General features: G+C 39.1%; 16 protein-coding genes. All 16 read right to left on the reverse strand.

Going from position 1 to position 15,094, the window contains the following annotated elements; all coding sequences use genetic code 11:
• Positions 1-105 precede the first annotated feature (105 nt).
• Positions 106-936, reverse strand: a complete 831-nt coding sequence (locus ACZYT3_RS07960; protein WP_464088261.1) for an Mrp/NBP35 family ATP-binding protein — start codon at positions 934-936, stop codon at positions 106-108.
• 21 nt (positions 937-957) lie between these two features.
• Positions 958-2,139 (reverse strand): phosphopentomutase, encoded by a 1,182-nt coding sequence (deoB, locus tag ACZYT3_RS07965; protein ID WP_464088262.1) that lies wholly within the window; start codon positions 2,137-2,139, stop codon positions 958-960.
• Position 2,140: 1 nt separating this feature from the next.
• Positions 2,141-3,031 carry a tyrosine recombinase gene (locus ACZYT3_RS07970; RefSeq protein WP_464088263.1) on the reverse strand — a complete coding sequence of 297 codons (891 nt, stop codon included), beginning with the start codon at positions 3,029-3,031 and terminating at the stop codon, positions 2,141-2,143.
• Between the two features lie 25 nt (positions 3,032-3,056).
• Positions 3,057-3,635, reverse strand: coding sequence for a stage II sporulation protein M (locus ACZYT3_RS07975; RefSeq protein WP_294562648.1), 579 nt, complete (start codon positions 3,633-3,635; stop codon positions 3,057-3,059).
• Between the two features lie 57 nt (positions 3,636-3,692).
• Positions 3,693-4,859, reverse strand: a complete 1,167-nt coding sequence (gene dinB / locus ACZYT3_RS07980; RefSeq protein WP_294562647.1) for a DNA polymerase IV — start codon at positions 4,857-4,859, stop codon at positions 3,693-3,695.
• 241 nt (positions 4,860-5,100) lie between these two features.
• Positions 5,101-5,907: a sporulation transcription factor Spo0A gene (gene spo0A, locus ACZYT3_RS07985; protein WP_294562646.1), complete on the reverse strand. Its 807-nt coding sequence runs from the start codon at positions 5,905-5,907 to the stop codon at positions 5,101-5,103.
• Between the two features lie 146 nt (positions 5,908-6,053).
• On the reverse strand, positions 6,054-7,028 hold the full coding sequence (locus ACZYT3_RS07990) for a SpoIVB peptidase S55 domain-containing protein (RefSeq protein WP_294562645.1): 975 nt from the start codon (positions 7,026-7,028) through the stop codon (positions 6,054-6,056).
• A 49-nt stretch (positions 7,029-7,077) separates the two neighbouring features.
• A complete protein-coding gene (gene recN / locus ACZYT3_RS07995) occupies positions 7,078-8,727 on the reverse strand; it encodes a DNA repair protein RecN (RefSeq protein ID WP_464088264.1) in 1,650 nt (549 codons plus the stop codon).
• A 79-nt stretch (positions 8,728-8,806) separates the two neighbouring features.
• Positions 8,807-9,574: a TlyA family RNA methyltransferase gene (locus ACZYT3_RS08000; protein ID WP_464088265.1), complete on the reverse strand. Its 768-nt coding sequence runs from the start codon at positions 9,572-9,574 to the stop codon at positions 8,807-8,809.
• Complete coding sequence (gene dxs / locus ACZYT3_RS08005) at positions 9,564-11,429, reverse strand: 1-deoxy-D-xylulose-5-phosphate synthase (protein WP_464088266.1); 1,866 nt, start codon at positions 11,427-11,429, stop codon at positions 9,564-9,566. The genes ACZYT3_RS08000 and dxs overlap by 11 nt, the downstream gene beginning before the upstream one ends.
• Before the next feature lie 8 nt (positions 11,430-11,437).
• Entirely contained in the window at positions 11,438-12,274 is an 837-nt protein-coding gene (locus ACZYT3_RS08010; protein ID WP_294562639.1) for a polyprenyl synthetase family protein, read from the reverse strand.
• Positions 12,267-12,476 carry an exodeoxyribonuclease VII small subunit gene (gene xseB, locus ACZYT3_RS08015; RefSeq protein WP_294562638.1) on the reverse strand — a complete coding sequence of 70 codons (210 nt, stop codon included), beginning with the start codon at positions 12,474-12,476 and terminating at the stop codon, positions 12,267-12,269. The genes ACZYT3_RS08010 and xseB overlap by 8 nt, the downstream gene beginning before the upstream one ends.
• A complete protein-coding gene (gene xseA, locus ACZYT3_RS08020) occupies positions 12,469-13,803 on the reverse strand; it encodes an exodeoxyribonuclease VII large subunit (RefSeq protein ID WP_464088267.1) in 1,335 nt (444 codons plus the stop codon). Before xseA ends, xseB begins: the two co-directional genes overlap by 8 nt.
• Entirely contained in the window at positions 13,800-14,171 is a 372-nt protein-coding gene (locus ACZYT3_RS08025) for a transcription antitermination protein NusB (RefSeq protein WP_294562636.1), read from the reverse strand. The genes xseA and ACZYT3_RS08025 overlap by 4 nt, the downstream gene beginning before the upstream one ends.
• Positions 14,172-14,237: 66 nt before the next feature.
• Positions 14,238-14,564, reverse strand: coding sequence for an Asp23/Gls24 family envelope stress response protein (locus ACZYT3_RS08030; protein ID WP_294562634.1), 327 nt, complete (start codon positions 14,562-14,564; stop codon positions 14,238-14,240).
• A 45-nt stretch (positions 14,565-14,609) separates the two neighbouring features.
• The gene (locus tag ACZYT3_RS08035) at positions 14,610-15,065 is read right to left on the reverse strand and encodes a hypothetical protein (protein WP_294562632.1); all 456 of its coding nucleotides are present in this window, start codon (positions 15,063-15,065) and stop codon (positions 14,610-14,612) included.
• Positions 15,066-15,094 lie beyond the last annotated feature (29 nt).

The raw sequence follows: 15,094 nt of genomic DNA on the forward strand, positions 1-15,094 counted from the left end.
TGAGGCATACATTACTTCGCATAATCTATCTTATGTTATAAATTTATTTATCTTTATTTAATAAAAAAAGAATGTCTGTGACTTACAGCATTCTTTATTTTATATTTATTGATTGACAAACAGCTGATCAACCACCGGAAATATCCATTTCTTAATTGCTTCCGTATCTGATTCATTTATCTGATCTTCATGATTTAATCGAGAAATTCCATTATTAAATGGTAATTCTGCCAATAATGGTACATGATTCTCTTTAATAAACTCATCTACATTATTGTCATATAGCTCAATCTTCTTTCCACAGTCAGGACATTCTACATAAGCCATATTCTCAATGACACCTAATACCGGTACATTCATCTGATTCAACATATTGATTGCTTTTGATACAATCATCGAAACCATCGGCTGAGGTGTCGATACCATGATGACTCCGCTCACCGGCAATGTCTGCATGATCGTTAATGCAATATCTCCTGTACCTGGCGGCATATCAATAAAAAGTACGTCCAGATCGCCCCAAAGCACATCATTCCAAAACTGTTGGATCGCACTATTGATGATCGGGCCTCTCCATATTACAGGAGTATTTTCTTCCTCGATCAAATAATTGATCGACATGGTCTTGATACCATCTTCATCTACAACAGGATAGATCTGCTTCTGACCATCTCCATATGCTTTTTCATGTTGAAGATTAAAAAGTCGCGGAATAGAAGACCCTGTAATATCAGCATCCATGACACCTACATGAAGTCCTCTGGCATTTGCCGCTTTAGCTAAAAGCGTCGTCATGCTTGACTTGCCGACTCCGCCTTTTCCTGACATGACAGCAATAACCTTTTTGATATGATTGTTTGGATTAAGCTTTACACCGCATTCATCCTGATTTTTACCGCAATTGCCCTGACTTGGGCATCCGTCACAATTCGACATAAAAGATTCCTCCTATTTATATTATTTCAAATATTCCAAATATGATTCACCGATATCCGGCAGCTTAACGCCAAAATTATCAGCTATCGTACATCCAAGAGATGCAAATGTTTGACTAAGCGGCATTTTTCCATGTCCGCTGAACGATGGTGAATAGCACACAAATGGTACCATCTCACGGGTGTGATCCGTTCCTTTGGCAGTAGGATCATTACCATGGTCAGCACTGATGATCAAAAGATCATCTTCCTTAAGCTTGCTTAAAAGTTCACCAAGCTTAACATCAAATTTTTCAAGCTCGCTTGCATATCCTTGAGGATTACGGCGATGACCCCATAAAGCATCAAAGTCAACAAGATTGACAAAGCAAAGTCCATTGAAATTCTTTTCGCTGATTTCAATGGTCTGTTCCATGCCATGAACAGAGCTTTTTGACTTATACGCCTCCGTAATACCCTCACCGTCAAAAATATCATTGATCTTGCCGACAGAAATTACATCATAGCCATGATCCTTTAATTCATTTAATACCGTTCTGCCGAATGGTTTCAACGCATAATCATGACGATTGCTCGTGCGTGTGAAATGACCCTTTCCGTCACCGATATAAGGACGGGCAATGACACGACCAACCTTATATTCATCCTTCATCGTAAGCTCGCGGGCAATCTCACAACAGCGATAAAGCTCCTCTAATCCGAAAGTTTCTTCATGGCCACAAATCTGTAAAACAGAATCAGCCGATGTATAAACGATCATATCATTTGTTTTCATCTGATGTTCACCCAGCTCATCTAAGATTTCTGTTCCGCTGGCACTCTTATTGCCGACGATCTTATGACCGGTCCTTTTTTCCAGCTCATCTAAAAGGCTCTTCGGAAAACCTGTTTCTGTAAATGTTTTAAAAGGTGTTGTAATCTTTAATCCCATCAGTTCCCAATGTCCTGTCATGGTATCCTTGCCATTGCTGATTTCCATCATTTTCGCATAATAGCCAAGCGGTTCATCGACCGCTTCCACATGTTCGATGGGATGCAGGTTTGCAAAGCCCAGCTTCTGCATATTTGGAATATGAAAAGAATCGACAGCTTTCGAAAGATGATAAAGCGTATCTACATTCTCATCACCAAATTTTTTGCAATCGGGCATTTCACCGACACCCAATGAGTCAATAATAATAGTAAATATACGTTTGTATTTCATGTTAATCCTTTCTGTTTCGTGGATGAAACGATGCATAGGCATCTTTTAAACGTTTGTTTTGGACATGTGTATATATCTGGGTCGTAGAGATATCACTATGACCAAGAAGTTCCTGAACACTGCGCAAATCCGCACCACCATCCAGAAGATGGGTAGCAAAAGAGTGGCGAAGAGAATGGGCACTGATACGTTCATCTACTTGAACGCTTCGACATCTTTTCTTCAGCATCGTATGTATCTGTTCCCTTGCATATGGATTTCCATGCTGATTCAAAAATAAATAAGGACTTTTATGCGTATCCCTTTTTTTACGAACGACTTCCACATATTTTTTTATAGCATCAACATTTCTGCTATTTAAAGGAAGCAGTCTTTCCTTACTTCCCTTTCCGGTGACCTTGACAACTTTCTGTGCCAAGGAAAGCTGGCTGATCTTCAAAGAAACACATTCACTTACTCGCAGACCACATCCATAGATCGTTTCTAAGATTGCTACATCACAGATTTCCTGATCGCTATCATTCTGATAAGCCAAAAGCTTATTTACATCCTCAACGCTCAAATAACGTGGCAGCTTTTGTTCCTTTTTTTTAGTTTTGATAAAAATAGTCGGATTCGGAATATTATAAGAAATCGCACTATATTCATGAAACATTCGAATCGAAGTGATCGCATGATTTACGCTTGCGGCAGCATAGCCATGATTCATATTCAATATGTATCCATGAATCATTTCATAAGAAATATCTTCAATGTCATGGACATGATTTGACTCCATATAATGGATATATCTTTCAAGATCGTGCTGATAAGACGAAATCGTAGCAAGACTTTTCTGATCAACAGAAGTAATATAATGAAGATAATTTTCCAATGCTTCCTTCAGTTCCATAAAACCTCCGTATCTATTATATCACTTAAAATTGATTAAAGAAACGGATAAGCATGATAATTAAAGTAGATTTTAAATAGCTGGCAATTAAAACACTGCCAATTGAAAGCAATAAGTAATTTAAACCTTTATTGAGCTCCAATGACAATTTAAGCTTATGAGGATTTAGACAGGAATACAGAATGTGATTGCTGGATTCTATAGAATAGATGGCAATGATCACGATCGGGATCATTTCTAAAGCTACTTGCGGCAGCAATGTCAAAAAGATTCCCAATATTCCTTTTAGCTCATAGGTATAGATGAACATCATACAAGTCAAGCCGATCTGAAAACCTTTCGTAAATAAAAGAAAAGCAATCAGAAAGGTTCCCAGTATCGATGTACCTAAGATCACTATACCGATAATATACAGCATCTGTAAAGCAAACTGAAACAGAAAAGTCGGATACAGATCAAAGGCATCATTCATCGGAAGCAAGATCACATCCAGCTGATTCAGATTTTCCATTTCCAGAAAAGTGGAACCGATACATCCGATAAGGATACCGCCAAATAAAACGATCAGAATAAAAAGAAGCTGATTTTTATGTATTTTTTTCATATTTCAGTCTATGCTGTTACCATAGAAAAAATGATGGATCAAAAGAAGGCACAGATGTTATTTATTTTTATTCAAGAGATCACTGGCATATACTAAAAGAGGAGCCTCAAAATTCTTATTTAATTCATTTAATATATCCTCATGCGTCACGACATGAGGTTCAAAGATCGAAATCTGTTCAAGTGAATGATTTTGATCGATGAGCGAGCCAAGAGAGATTCCAAGATGACGAATCGGCTGATTGCTGATGTGATTCTTATCAAAAAGAAAAAGTGCATATTCAAACAGCGTATTCATATCAGCAGTCGTTTGATCCATCGTATAACTACGCACGATCGTTGAAAAATCAGCATAACGAATACTGACAGAAATTGTCTTTCCCTGTACCTTTTCTTCCTTGGCACGCAGTGAAAGATCATGTGCCAGCGTTTTTAAAACATTCTTGATCTCATCATAATCTTCAACATCACGATTCATGGTCGTACTTTGTGAAATAGATTGGACGCTGGTCGTAAAGCTTAACTTATTGGAATCATTGCCCCGAGCATTTTCAATACGATGATAACCGTTTTTTCCTAAGATACGCAAGGCAATGGCTTCATTTTTCTCATCTGCCAGGTCACCGATCGTTTCAATGCCATGTTGTCGTAAGATTGGTGCCGTTTTTTTACCGATTCCCCACATACTTTCAATAGGTAACGGCCAGAGCTTTTTAGGAACCTCATGTTTTCGCAATACCGTGATTCCCATAGGCTTGCGCATATCGGACGCCATCTTCGCCAAAAAGCGGTTCGGTGCGACCCCTATGGAACAGCTTAGACCGATTTTTTCTTTTAAGCCTTGCTGGATCTGCCACGCAAGATCCAACGGCCGTTTATAGTTTTGAATGATCCTTGTGACATCGACAAAGCATTCATCAATGCTGACAGGTTCAACATACATCGAATATTCACGGATATAATCAAAAAAACGCTGTGAAAGTGTTTCATACCAGTCAAAATCAACAGGTACCACGATCAAATGCGGACAGATCTGAAGAGCCTGCTGGATCGGCATTGCGGAATGGATTCCCAGCTCTCTGGCACTATAACTGGCAGTACAGACGACCCCTCGTCTTGAAAGACCGCTGACAACCAACGGCACACCTTCATAAGAACTGTTCCTTAATATTTCCGCATTGGCATAAAATGCATTTAAATCAATATGAAATAAGACTCTTGCCATACATCCTCCCTGCTCTGACACATACTATGTATTATATTACGATCTTTATTTCTGTAAATTAATGATATCTTCATTCTTCACAAATAACATCAGCAAACTGAATGAAGCTGTATCAATTATATCATATAACAATCATTTATGATATGATTATTTTATATTTTTATATTTACATCTAATTTAACATCTATAATATGAAATATGATTCACATGAATTCCCAATAAAAAAACCGTCAATGACGGTTTAACGATAATATCTGTCGCTATTTTTTACTTTATTGTCCAAACGTAATTTATCGGATATCATTGCAATAAATTCTGAATTTGTCGGCTTGGCCTTGCTTGCGGAAATCGTATATCCGAAGATCTCATCAATGGCATCGACATTTCCCCTGTTCCATGCAACCTCGATCGCATGACGGATGGCTCTTTCGACACGTGAAGATGTCGTTGCATAAAGACGTGCTATTTCCGGATATAAAACCTTTGTGATCTGTCCCAGAAAGTCAATATTTTCATAGGTTTCAAGAATAGCGGTCCGTAAATAGAGATAACCCTTGATGTGTGCCGGAATACCGATTTCATGCAGAATTTCCGTTACATCCTTCTCTAATTCAAGATGCAAAAGCTTATCGCGCTCAGAAACATTTAATGATATGACATTACCATTTGTTTCAACCCCACTTATAGCGATCATTTTGTTAAGAATCTGTTTTACCTCAAAAGGCTTCATCAGCAGATAGGCAATTGAGTATTTCTGAAGATCAACGATCATAGCGTCATTGATAAGAGGAGTTGTGGCGATGATATGCTTGATGTTGATACGATGCTGCTTTAATTCACTAAGTACCTGAAAGCCATCTTTAATAGGCATGATCAGATCTAAAATAAGAAAATCGATGCTGCGATTGGTAAGTTCTTTTAAGCACTGCTCCCCGTTGCTTGCGCTTCCTACCACTTCAAACCGATCTGATTTTCTTAATTCATCCTTCATGCGATTACAGCCTTCGTTATTATCATCTACGACATAAACACTCATTTTATTGGTCATTGTTATGTCCTCCTATCTTCATTATATCTGATAAAAAACAGTAATGATAGGATTTCGTGTCGAAATACGTCAACTAAACAAGCGTGAACGCTTTCAAAAGTGCAAATGCTGACGATTTATGGAAAAAAAACGACATATTGTCGGTTTTAGTCGCTTTCTTCCAGCATCCATTCGATATAAACACCAAAGCCGGTTGCAGGATTTTGGGCAGATACATGCGTGACCGCTCCGATCAGCTTTTCATTTTGTACGATTGGTGATCCGCTCATTCCCTGTATGATACCGCCTGTTTTTTCTAATATTTGCGCATCAATGATCACAAATTCAAAGCTTTTGATATCTGCTTCGCTCTGCTTATATTTTTTTATGATCTCAATTTCGATCGCTTCTACTTTTTCATCATTTAATACGGTATACATTGTTGCTTTTCCTATATTGATCTCTTCCTGTAAAGCTGTTTCTATCAAACGCTCTGACAAAGGTTCATAACTGTTTCCAAATACACCAAAGCGACTGATCTTTAAAATATTACCGATAGAATGATCAAAATGAATCAAGGCCTGTTTTTCGCCAACACGTGATATTTGGGCTTTTTGTATATCTTTCACGCTTGATGTATAAAGGATTCCCTGATCAAAGCGAATGGTTTGTTTAGTGTCCTGATCGATGATTTCATGACCTAAGGATCCATAGGTAGAATTTGCAGGATCGATATAAGTCAAGGTACCTATGCCCATGATCTCATCTTTTACGAATAAGCCGGTTTTGATCTTGCCATGATCTTCGATGACCTTGAGATTACGGTAAATGATTTCATTTTTTCTTTTTAAGGTACATACAACTGTCTGATTCTTTTTTTGTAATAGAATTTCATTGAGCTGTTCCAAGGTGTCGATCTTTCTGCCATCAATCTCCTTGAGCGTATCACCGCTTTGAATATCACTCTGTGAAGGATTATACGAAAAATCTTTGGTATCCACCTGATAAGTAGCAGTGATCAGCACACCTTCATATTGCAGCTGAATGCCAATGCTTTCACCGCCTAGATAAACTTCTCTGGACTGAACGGAAACCGTAAAAAGTCCTAGGAGAAGTAGAAATATGACATATTTTCTTTTCATATAAAAACCTCCCACATCTAGTATGGATGGGAGGTCATATCTTTATTCTTTATTTTGCCTGAGCACTTTCATAAAGCTCTCTGGCGGCCATAAGCGCACTCTCACTCATCGAATTTGTAGACATAAGGGCAAGTGAAGCGATGATTTCTTCCTTGTCCAGCTCACGAATATGCGTCTTTGTCGAATCAGCAGACTGCGTCTTTTCTACCACATAATGATGGTGGGCGCAGGCTGCGACACTGGAAAGATGGGTGATTGCAAATAACTGATGACGTTGGGCAATCTGACGCATTTTTCTGCCGATAGCTAAAGCAACCTTTCCCGAAACACCGGTATCGATTTCATCAAAGATGATCGTTTCAATCGAGGTAAGATCCGTAAAGATCGTTTTTAGTCCAAGCATCAAACGTGACAATTCCCCTCCGCTTGCGACATTACAAAGAGGTTTTAAAGGTTCCCCGGGATTCATCGAAACATAAAACTCTACCCTGTCAAGTCCTCGCGCATTCGCATCACACGCTTCAAAGCGGACCTCAAAACGTGCCTTTTCCAGATAGAGATCACAACATTCCTTCATGATCTCATTTTCCAGCAATCTCGCCTTTTCCTTACGAATCGCAGAAATTTCAAGTGCCGTCTTTTCAAAGCTGCCATAGGCTTCATCCACCTGATGTTTCAGCTTTTCAAGCATCTCTGCACGATTTTCGATCATTTCGATCCGCTGCATGAGCTGATCCCGTTTTTCCAGAATTTCTTTTACGCTATTCCCATGCTTGCGTTTAAGGTTATTGTAGAGAAAAAGATATTCATTGATCTCATTGACACGATTTTCATCATAATCCAAATGCTGCAGGTGATCATTGATCTGTGATGAAGCTTCTTCAATTTCATAGTAACAATCATTCAGTTTCTCAGTCAGCTCATCGACCCATTCAAATTCTTTTAATGATTCAAGCGAATGAATGGCTTCATAAAGATTTTCAAGAGTTTTATCGGTATTAGTCAGATGTACATAGGCATTTGAAAGATGTTCATTCAGCTTTTCAAAGTTATTTAACTGATTCAACTCTTCATTCATGTCAGAAAGCTTCTCTTCACTCAATTCTGCCTGATCGATCTCATTGACCTGATATCTTAGAAAATCAAGATCATCACTTAATTCATTATTCTGAAATTCTTCATAAGCATGTAATGCCTTCTGATAGCTCTGATACTTCTTTTTGCACTCATCCAGCTTCTTTTCCATGTGACAGTATTCATCAAGCAAAGTGATATGATATTGTTTATTCAATAAATACTGTGTATCATGCTGGGAATGAATGTCGATCAGCTGGGACATGATCATACGCAGCGATGATAAAGGAATGCTTCGCTGATTGATCTTGATGCTGCTTTTGCCGTCACTGTTTATTTTTCTGGTGACGATCATTTCATCTTCCAATTCGATCCCCATCTCCTCACATAGCACTGCTGCCGGATGCTTCTCATCCAATGTAAAGACTCCTTCGATCAGTGCATAATCCTTATCTATCGCAACATATTCACTGCTGGCTCTTGCACCGCACAATAAAGAGATTGCATCGATCAAAAGACTTTTACCGGCACCAGTTTCACCGGTAAAAGCAGAGAGTCCTTCAGAAAATTCCAGATGAAGATCATCGATCAGAACAAAATTTTTAACGTATATTTCTTTAAACATGAGATTCCTTTCTACTTATCCTTACTTATTTTATCATCTTTTAAAGATAATGAAAACCAAAAGATAAAAAGAAAAAAAGCTATCTGACTAGCTTTTTTATCTCTGATATCGGAAAAGAAGAAGAGGAAGGCTGAACGATAAAGTCGATGAAATATTCCTGATTTCCATCTTTTCCTTTTGTTTTAGATTTACCTATATGCAATAGTGAACATTGATTTGATAAAAGAAAATAATAGATATCTTCTAAAACCCTCTCATGAACCTTTTTATCTTTCACGATACCGTTTTTTCCGATATATTTTTTTCCCGCCTCAAATTGAGGCTTGATAAGTACAAGAAATTGGGCCTTAGGAAATAAAGCGATCAAATGAGGCAACAGCGCCTTTACAGAAACAAAGGAAACATCCATGACCACAAAATTGATTTCATGCATAAAATCATCAGTGCTTAAATCAAGAGCATTGGTATTTTCCATGCTCGTCAGACGCGGATGATGTCTTAATGAATCATCCAGCTGCAAAGTACCCACATCAATGGCATATACATGATTAGCACCGCTTTGAAGGGCAACATCGCTAAAGCCACCGGTACTGGCACCGATATCGGCAACATTCTTATCTTTTAAATCAATATTGAAATCTTTTAAGGCATCATACAGCTTATAACCGCCCCTGGAAACGAATTCGATTTCTTTGGACAGCAGCTGAACCTCACCATCATTTACTTCATACGAAGGCTTAAAAATAAGCTTTCCATTAACGCTGACCCTTCCCTCACGAATGGCATCCTGTGCATAGGTGCGTGACTTGACCAGTTTGTTTTCACATAAGTAAACATCAAGCCTCATGAAGAAGCTCTCCGATCTTTTCAAAAAGTGAATTTAAATCAATTTTTTCAGACTTTCTTAATTCACTGATGCTTCCCTGGGCAACATAATGATCATCAATGCCGATACGGATCAAAGGTACCGTTTGCTGTGTATCATTATAATATTCAAGCATGGCACTTGATAAACCGCCGGCAAGAATATCGGTTTCATAAACAATGATCGGCAGATGACTCGCTGCCATATGATCCAGCATGATCGTATCCAATGGCTTGAAAAAACGAGCATTGACCACATTTAAATTTAAATGATTTGCCTGAGCCTTTGAAATAACGGCATCGACATCACTTCCATATGAAACAACATAAAGCTCACATCTGCCTGTGATCGGATATTCACACCAGCTGCCAATTTCAATTTTTTCCATTTTTTCTTCATCTTTTATTACATTTCCTCGCGGATAACGTATCGCAAAAGGATGATCTTGAGAAAAAGCCGTATAAAGCAGATTACGGGCCTCATGTGCATCCTTGGGCTGTGAGAGGATCATATTCGGCAGGCTTCTTAACAGCTGTATATCAAAGCAGCCATGATGCGTAGCTCCATCTTCACCGACAAGACCGGCACGATCGATACCGATGACGACCGGCAGATCCATTCGACAGATATCATGATTGATCGGATCATAAGCACGCTGTAAAAAACTAGAATAGATTGCCAGGAAAGGACGCTTTTTGGCACAGGCCAGTCCTGCCGCCAAAATAGCCGCATGATCTTCCGCAATTCCACAGTCGATCAATCTATCCGGATATTTTTTTTGAAAATTTTCAAGCTTGCTGCCGGTGATCATGGCCGGTGTAATCGCAATGATATCCGGATTGTCAGCCGCCAACTGCAAAAGCGTATCACTGATCAGCTGACTCCATGACAGCGCATTTTTCGGAATCTGGTGTAAAAGCTCTCCGGTACGGACATTAAAAGCAGAAACACCATGCCATTTGCCGGTTGTATCATTTTCAGCGTATTTATATCCCTTTCCTTTTTTCGTACATACATGGACAACGATCGGTCCTTGATGATTCTTTGCCGTTTCCAGCGTCTGGATCAGCTGATGAAGATTATGGCCGTCGATCGGTCCAAGATAATCAAGACCAAAATCACCAAAAAAGCTGGATTCCACGACATTGCGCTTTACTGAATTTTTTATATTTGAAATGGTATGATAAAGATTTTGGCCGGCCTTATTCTTGTTGAGTGAGCTGCTGACCACTTTTTTTGTTTTATTATATACTTCAGAAGTACGCATCTTTGTCAAAGTATCACTTAGCGCCCCGACATTTTTTGATATCGACATCCCATTGTCATTTAAGATAATGATCATCTTGCTTTGCCGTTCACCGATCGTATTCAAAGCTTCCAAGGATATGCCGCTCATCAGTGAGGCATCACCGACCACTGCAATGACCTGATGCTGTTCATGATTATAATCTCTAGCCATCGCAAAGCCCAAAGCACTGCTTAAAGCTGTCGAGGAGTGACCTGCTTCATAGCAGTCATGTTCGCTTTCAGCACGCTTCTGAAAGCCGGAGAGTCCCTTATATTGACGCAGCGTATAGAAACGATTGGCTCTTCCGGTCAATATCTTATGCACGTAGCTTTGATGACCTACATCAAAAATGATCTTATCATTCGGTGAATCAAAAACCTTATGAATGGCCACGCTCAGCTCAACGACTCCCAGATTACTGGCAAGATGTCCGCCTGTATGAGAGATATTTTCTATGAGAAAAGTACGAATTTCATCACACAATTCGTTCAGTTCTTTTATATTCAGACTTTTTAGCTGACGAGGACTTTTTAATTCATTGATTTTCATAAGACTCCTTAATGATCGCGATTTTTTATCATCTGAAAGATATTTAAAATTGATTCGCTGTGAATATTACATTTTTTAAGATCATTTTCAATTTCATCAAAATACTGAAGATAAAGCTTTTGGGCTTTTTCAAAACCCAGCTCGGAAACAAAGGTACTTTTTTGATTTTTCTCATCACTGATGCTCTTTCCAAGCTTTTCTTCATTGCTCGTGATATCCAAACAGTCATCCTGAATCTGAAAAGCCAAACCTGCCTTATAACCGATATTTCGCCAAACCTCGATATCCCCCTTCTTGTTGGCAATCAAGCAGCCGCTGACAAGCGCTAAGGAAAAAAGACAGCCGGTCTTCAGAAGATCGATCTTGCTGATCGTATCCAGATCCGTTTTTATGTTTTCACTTAACAGGTCGATCATCTGTCCTAAGATCATCCCGTTAGCACCGATCGCCTTTACAAATTCTCCTACCAGATCATTATTGATGCTGTTTTGATAAGTGGCATTGGCCACATATCCAAAAGCCTCGCTCAACAAAGCGTCACCGGCTAAAAGAGCAGTGGCTTCATCAAACTGTTTATGACAGGTTTTCTGTCCTCTTCTAAGATCATCATTATCCATACAAGGAAGATCATCATGGATCAAAGAATAAGAATGAATCATCTCGATTGCAATGGCACAGTTATCACCCTGTGATTCATTGACCCCATATGCTTTCAAAACGCCGTAAAGCAGTTGTGGACGCAGGCGCTTGGCCGGTGCACATAATGAATAAAGCATGGCCTCTTTTACTCTTGATGCTTCAAGATGATCGAGTGAATGTGCCAATTTTTCTTCAAAATCATGCATGGTCTTCACCTTCATAGCTTTGGATCAGCTCATTCATCTTATCCTTAAAAGCAATTAATTGCTGATCACAGTCATGAACAAGCTTCAATCCTTCTTCAAAAAGAGAGATTGCTTCCTCCAGATCGATTTCGTTCTTTTCCAAAAGATCCAAAATCTCATCTATTCTATTCATAGACTGTTTAAAAGATAATTTATCACTCATGTTTCTTCTCCTTTTTCAAAACATTTGAATATATTTCACCGTCACTTAAAGTCGTTACGATCCTGTCATTTACCTGTACGTCATCAATGCTTTTGATGCAATGTCCGTTTATCTTTGTCAGCGAATAACCGCGAAGCAGTATTTTCAAGGGCGAATAAGCATCTAAAAGCTGGATCCTACCTCTTAATTCTCTTTCACTGTCCAAACCATATCGCTTTGTATGCATAAGCAGCTTATCATTTTGCTGCCAAAGCTGATTTTCCATCTTCTGTACCATCAGCCTGCCTGCATGTGCAAAACGGATACGTTTTTGTTCAACATCACTATGTAAATTCATCATACCATGGATATATGTTTCAAAAGCATTTCTTTTGAGATCAAGGCTCATCATGCTGTTTTCGATATATGCCATCGGATTTTTTATATAAGGATGGCTTTTCACCTTATCAAGACGATGCGTTGAACGATCCAGAAGCATCTTTAACCGATCGGCCATCATCTTTTTATACCGCTGAAGCTGATCGCTCACTTCCTGAATATCCGGCGTCACCAATTCTGCTGCTGCAGTAGGTGTCGCTGCTCTGGCATCACTGACATAATCGACAAGCGTTGTATCCGTTTCATGACCAACTCCGGTAACGATAGGAGTTGCTGCATCATAAATACATTTTGCCAACGCCTCCTGATTAAAGGCCCAAAGATCTTCGATGCTGCCGCCGCCCCGCACCAGCAAAATAACATCATGGTGCTTTTGATCTGCTTTTTTTATCGTTTCGATCAGCATCGCTGCAGCCTCACTTCCCTGGACCAATGATGGGTAGAACGTAATTTTGGCTAATGGCCAGCGACGGGCGATCGTTGTTCGGACATCACTTGCCGCAGCAGCTTCTTTCGCACTGATCAAAGCAATATCCATCGGATACATCGTCAGCTTCTTTTTATGTGCAGGATCAAAATAACCCTCACTCATCATTTTTTTCTTCAAGGCCTCCAGCTGCAGATACATCTCACCGATGCCATCCGGCTGCAGACCATTGACATAAAGCTGCACGCTTCCACCAGCCTCATAGACACTGACCTTGCACTGTGCGATCACCCTACTGCCATTTTCAAGATCAAAACGAACGAGTCTTGCATAATTTGAAAACATGACACAGCTCATCCGAGCTTTATCATCTTTTAATGTGAAATAATAATGTCCTGAACGATGCTTCACAAGATTGCTGATTTCACCACGTACCAGAAGCTGCATTAAATTCTCATCATGATCGATTCCTCGTTTGATATAAGAAACCAATGCGGAAACTGACCACATCCGATTCATCATAGCTTATCCAGCACTCCATTGATCAGCTTATAAGTATCACTGTCGCAATACTTTTTAGAAAGGGTCACAGCTTCATCAATGACGATGGCCTTATTTGCCGTTTCAAAATCAAGCTCTGCAGCGGCCATTAAAAGAATTGCCTTTTCAACACAGCCCAGACGGTCAAATTCCCAATCATCACTCAATACATCATTGATTTTCTGTATATAATAATCCTTATGCTTCAATGCATCGATCGTTACCGTATAAAGAAACGGATCGATTTCATTTCCGGCATTTTCATAAACGATCGACTTGATATCACCATGTAAAAGAAAATACTGATAAAGACAGGTCATCGCTGTTTCTCGTAATGTATGTCTGCTCATAATATCCTCCGTTTATTCATTTTAACACATATGCCATTCAAAAACACCCGTTAGGGTGTAATTAAGCTAGAAAATGAATCCGGTCACCTTGATATCTATCATATCCATCTTCACACCTGTCATATGCAGGATCGAATTATAAATCTTATCCTGAAGACGTGAACAGATCTCATTCACATTCAGCTGATAGTTTACCTTCACATCAACATTCAGTACCAGCGAATTCTTAGAAACCCTGCAGCTTACAGCATTCTTAAATCTTGAAGAATCCGGTACGACCTTTTTTTCTTCTTCTCCGATTTCGATCAATGCAATTGATTCAAATACTTTTTTATTGATTGCTATCTGTCCGTAATCATTTGATTTTTTGATACAAATATATTCTTGTGCCACTTTTATCACCTTCTATTGCTATTATACTTGAAAGTGGAACATCTTTCAACTAAAAACTAATTCGATCGTCTGATCCGAGGTAATCAGCGGATAAATCAAACGCATGATCTCATCAGCTTTTTCATTGCTTTTCTCTGTTTCAAAAACATGGGTCTTTACGATGTCATCTTCAATATTCACAACACCTTTTATACCTTTTTGTTCCAGTGCATCGACGATCCTTTCTTCTATCTGTTTATTACTCTCGATCGCTTCGATCTTCGAAAGAACCTCTTTCTTCTTTTCTTCACTTGTTTCACTGCTTCCCAGCTGTTCCTTCAGCTGCAATACCAAAGCATTCTTTTTTTCCAGATTCTGCTCATTTAAAACAGCCATCACGCTCGTAACATCACTGACAGGCGTATTGTCTTGAGGAGTGATCGTTTCCAGCGATACATAATAAATCGAAAGCATCAGCACTAATGTAAACATGCTGATAAAAGCGAGGGCTTGTTTATTCATCAAAAAAACCTCCTTGCATTTCATTATAT

The sequence above is a fragment of the Traorella sp. mt218 genome, from assembly GCF_055420025.1.

Coding starts and splice junctions, on each gene's coding strand:
- ACZYT3_RS07960 (WP_464088261.1), bottom strand. CDS start 936: ATGTCGAATTGTGACGGATGCCCAAGTCAGGGCAATTGCGGTAAAAAT.
- deoB (WP_464088262.1), bottom strand. CDS start 2,139: ATGAAATACAAACGTATATTTACTATTATTATTGACTCATTGGGTGTC.
- ACZYT3_RS07970 (WP_464088263.1), bottom strand. CDS start 3,031: ATGGAACTGAAGGAAGCATTGGAAAATTATCTTCATTATATTACTTCT.
- ACZYT3_RS07975 (WP_294562648.1), bottom strand. CDS start 3,635: ATGAAAAAAATACATAAAAATCAGCTTCTTTTTATTCTGATCGTTTTA.
- dinB (WP_294562647.1), bottom strand. CDS start 4,859: ATGGCAAGAGTCTTATTTCATATTGATTTAAATGCATTTTATGCCAAT.
- spo0A (WP_294562646.1), bottom strand. CDS start 5,907: ATGACCAATAAAATGAGTGTTTATGTCGTAGATGATAATAACGAAGGC.
- ACZYT3_RS07990 (WP_294562645.1), bottom strand. CDS start 7,028: ATGAAAAGAAAATATGTCATATTTCTACTTCTCCTAGGACTTTTTACG.
- recN (WP_464088264.1), bottom strand. CDS start 8,727: ATGTTTAAAGAAATATACGTTAAAAATTTTGTTCTGATCGATGATCTT.
- ACZYT3_RS08000 (WP_464088265.1), bottom strand. CDS start 9,574: ATGAGGCTTGATGTTTACTTATGTGAAAACAAACTGGTCAAGTCACGC.
- dxs (WP_464088266.1), bottom strand. CDS start 11,429: ATGAAAATCAATGAATTAAAAAGTCCTCGTCAGCTAAAAAGTCTGAAT.
- ACZYT3_RS08010 (WP_294562639.1), bottom strand. CDS start 12,274: ATGCATGATTTTGAAGAAAAATTGGCACATTCACTCGATCATCTTGAA.
- xseB (WP_294562638.1), bottom strand. CDS start 12,476: ATGAGTGATAAATTATCTTTTAAACAGTCTATGAATAGAATAGATGAG.
- xseA (WP_464088267.1), bottom strand. CDS start 13,803: ATGATGAATCGGATGTGGTCAGTTTCCGCATTGGTTTCTTATATCAAA.
- ACZYT3_RS08025 (WP_294562636.1), bottom strand. CDS start 14,171: ATGAGCAGACATACATTACGAGAAACAGCGATGACCTGTCTTTATCAG.
- ACZYT3_RS08035 (WP_294562632.1), bottom strand. CDS start 15,065: ATGAATAAACAAGCCCTCGCTTTTATCAGCATGTTTACATTAGTGCTG.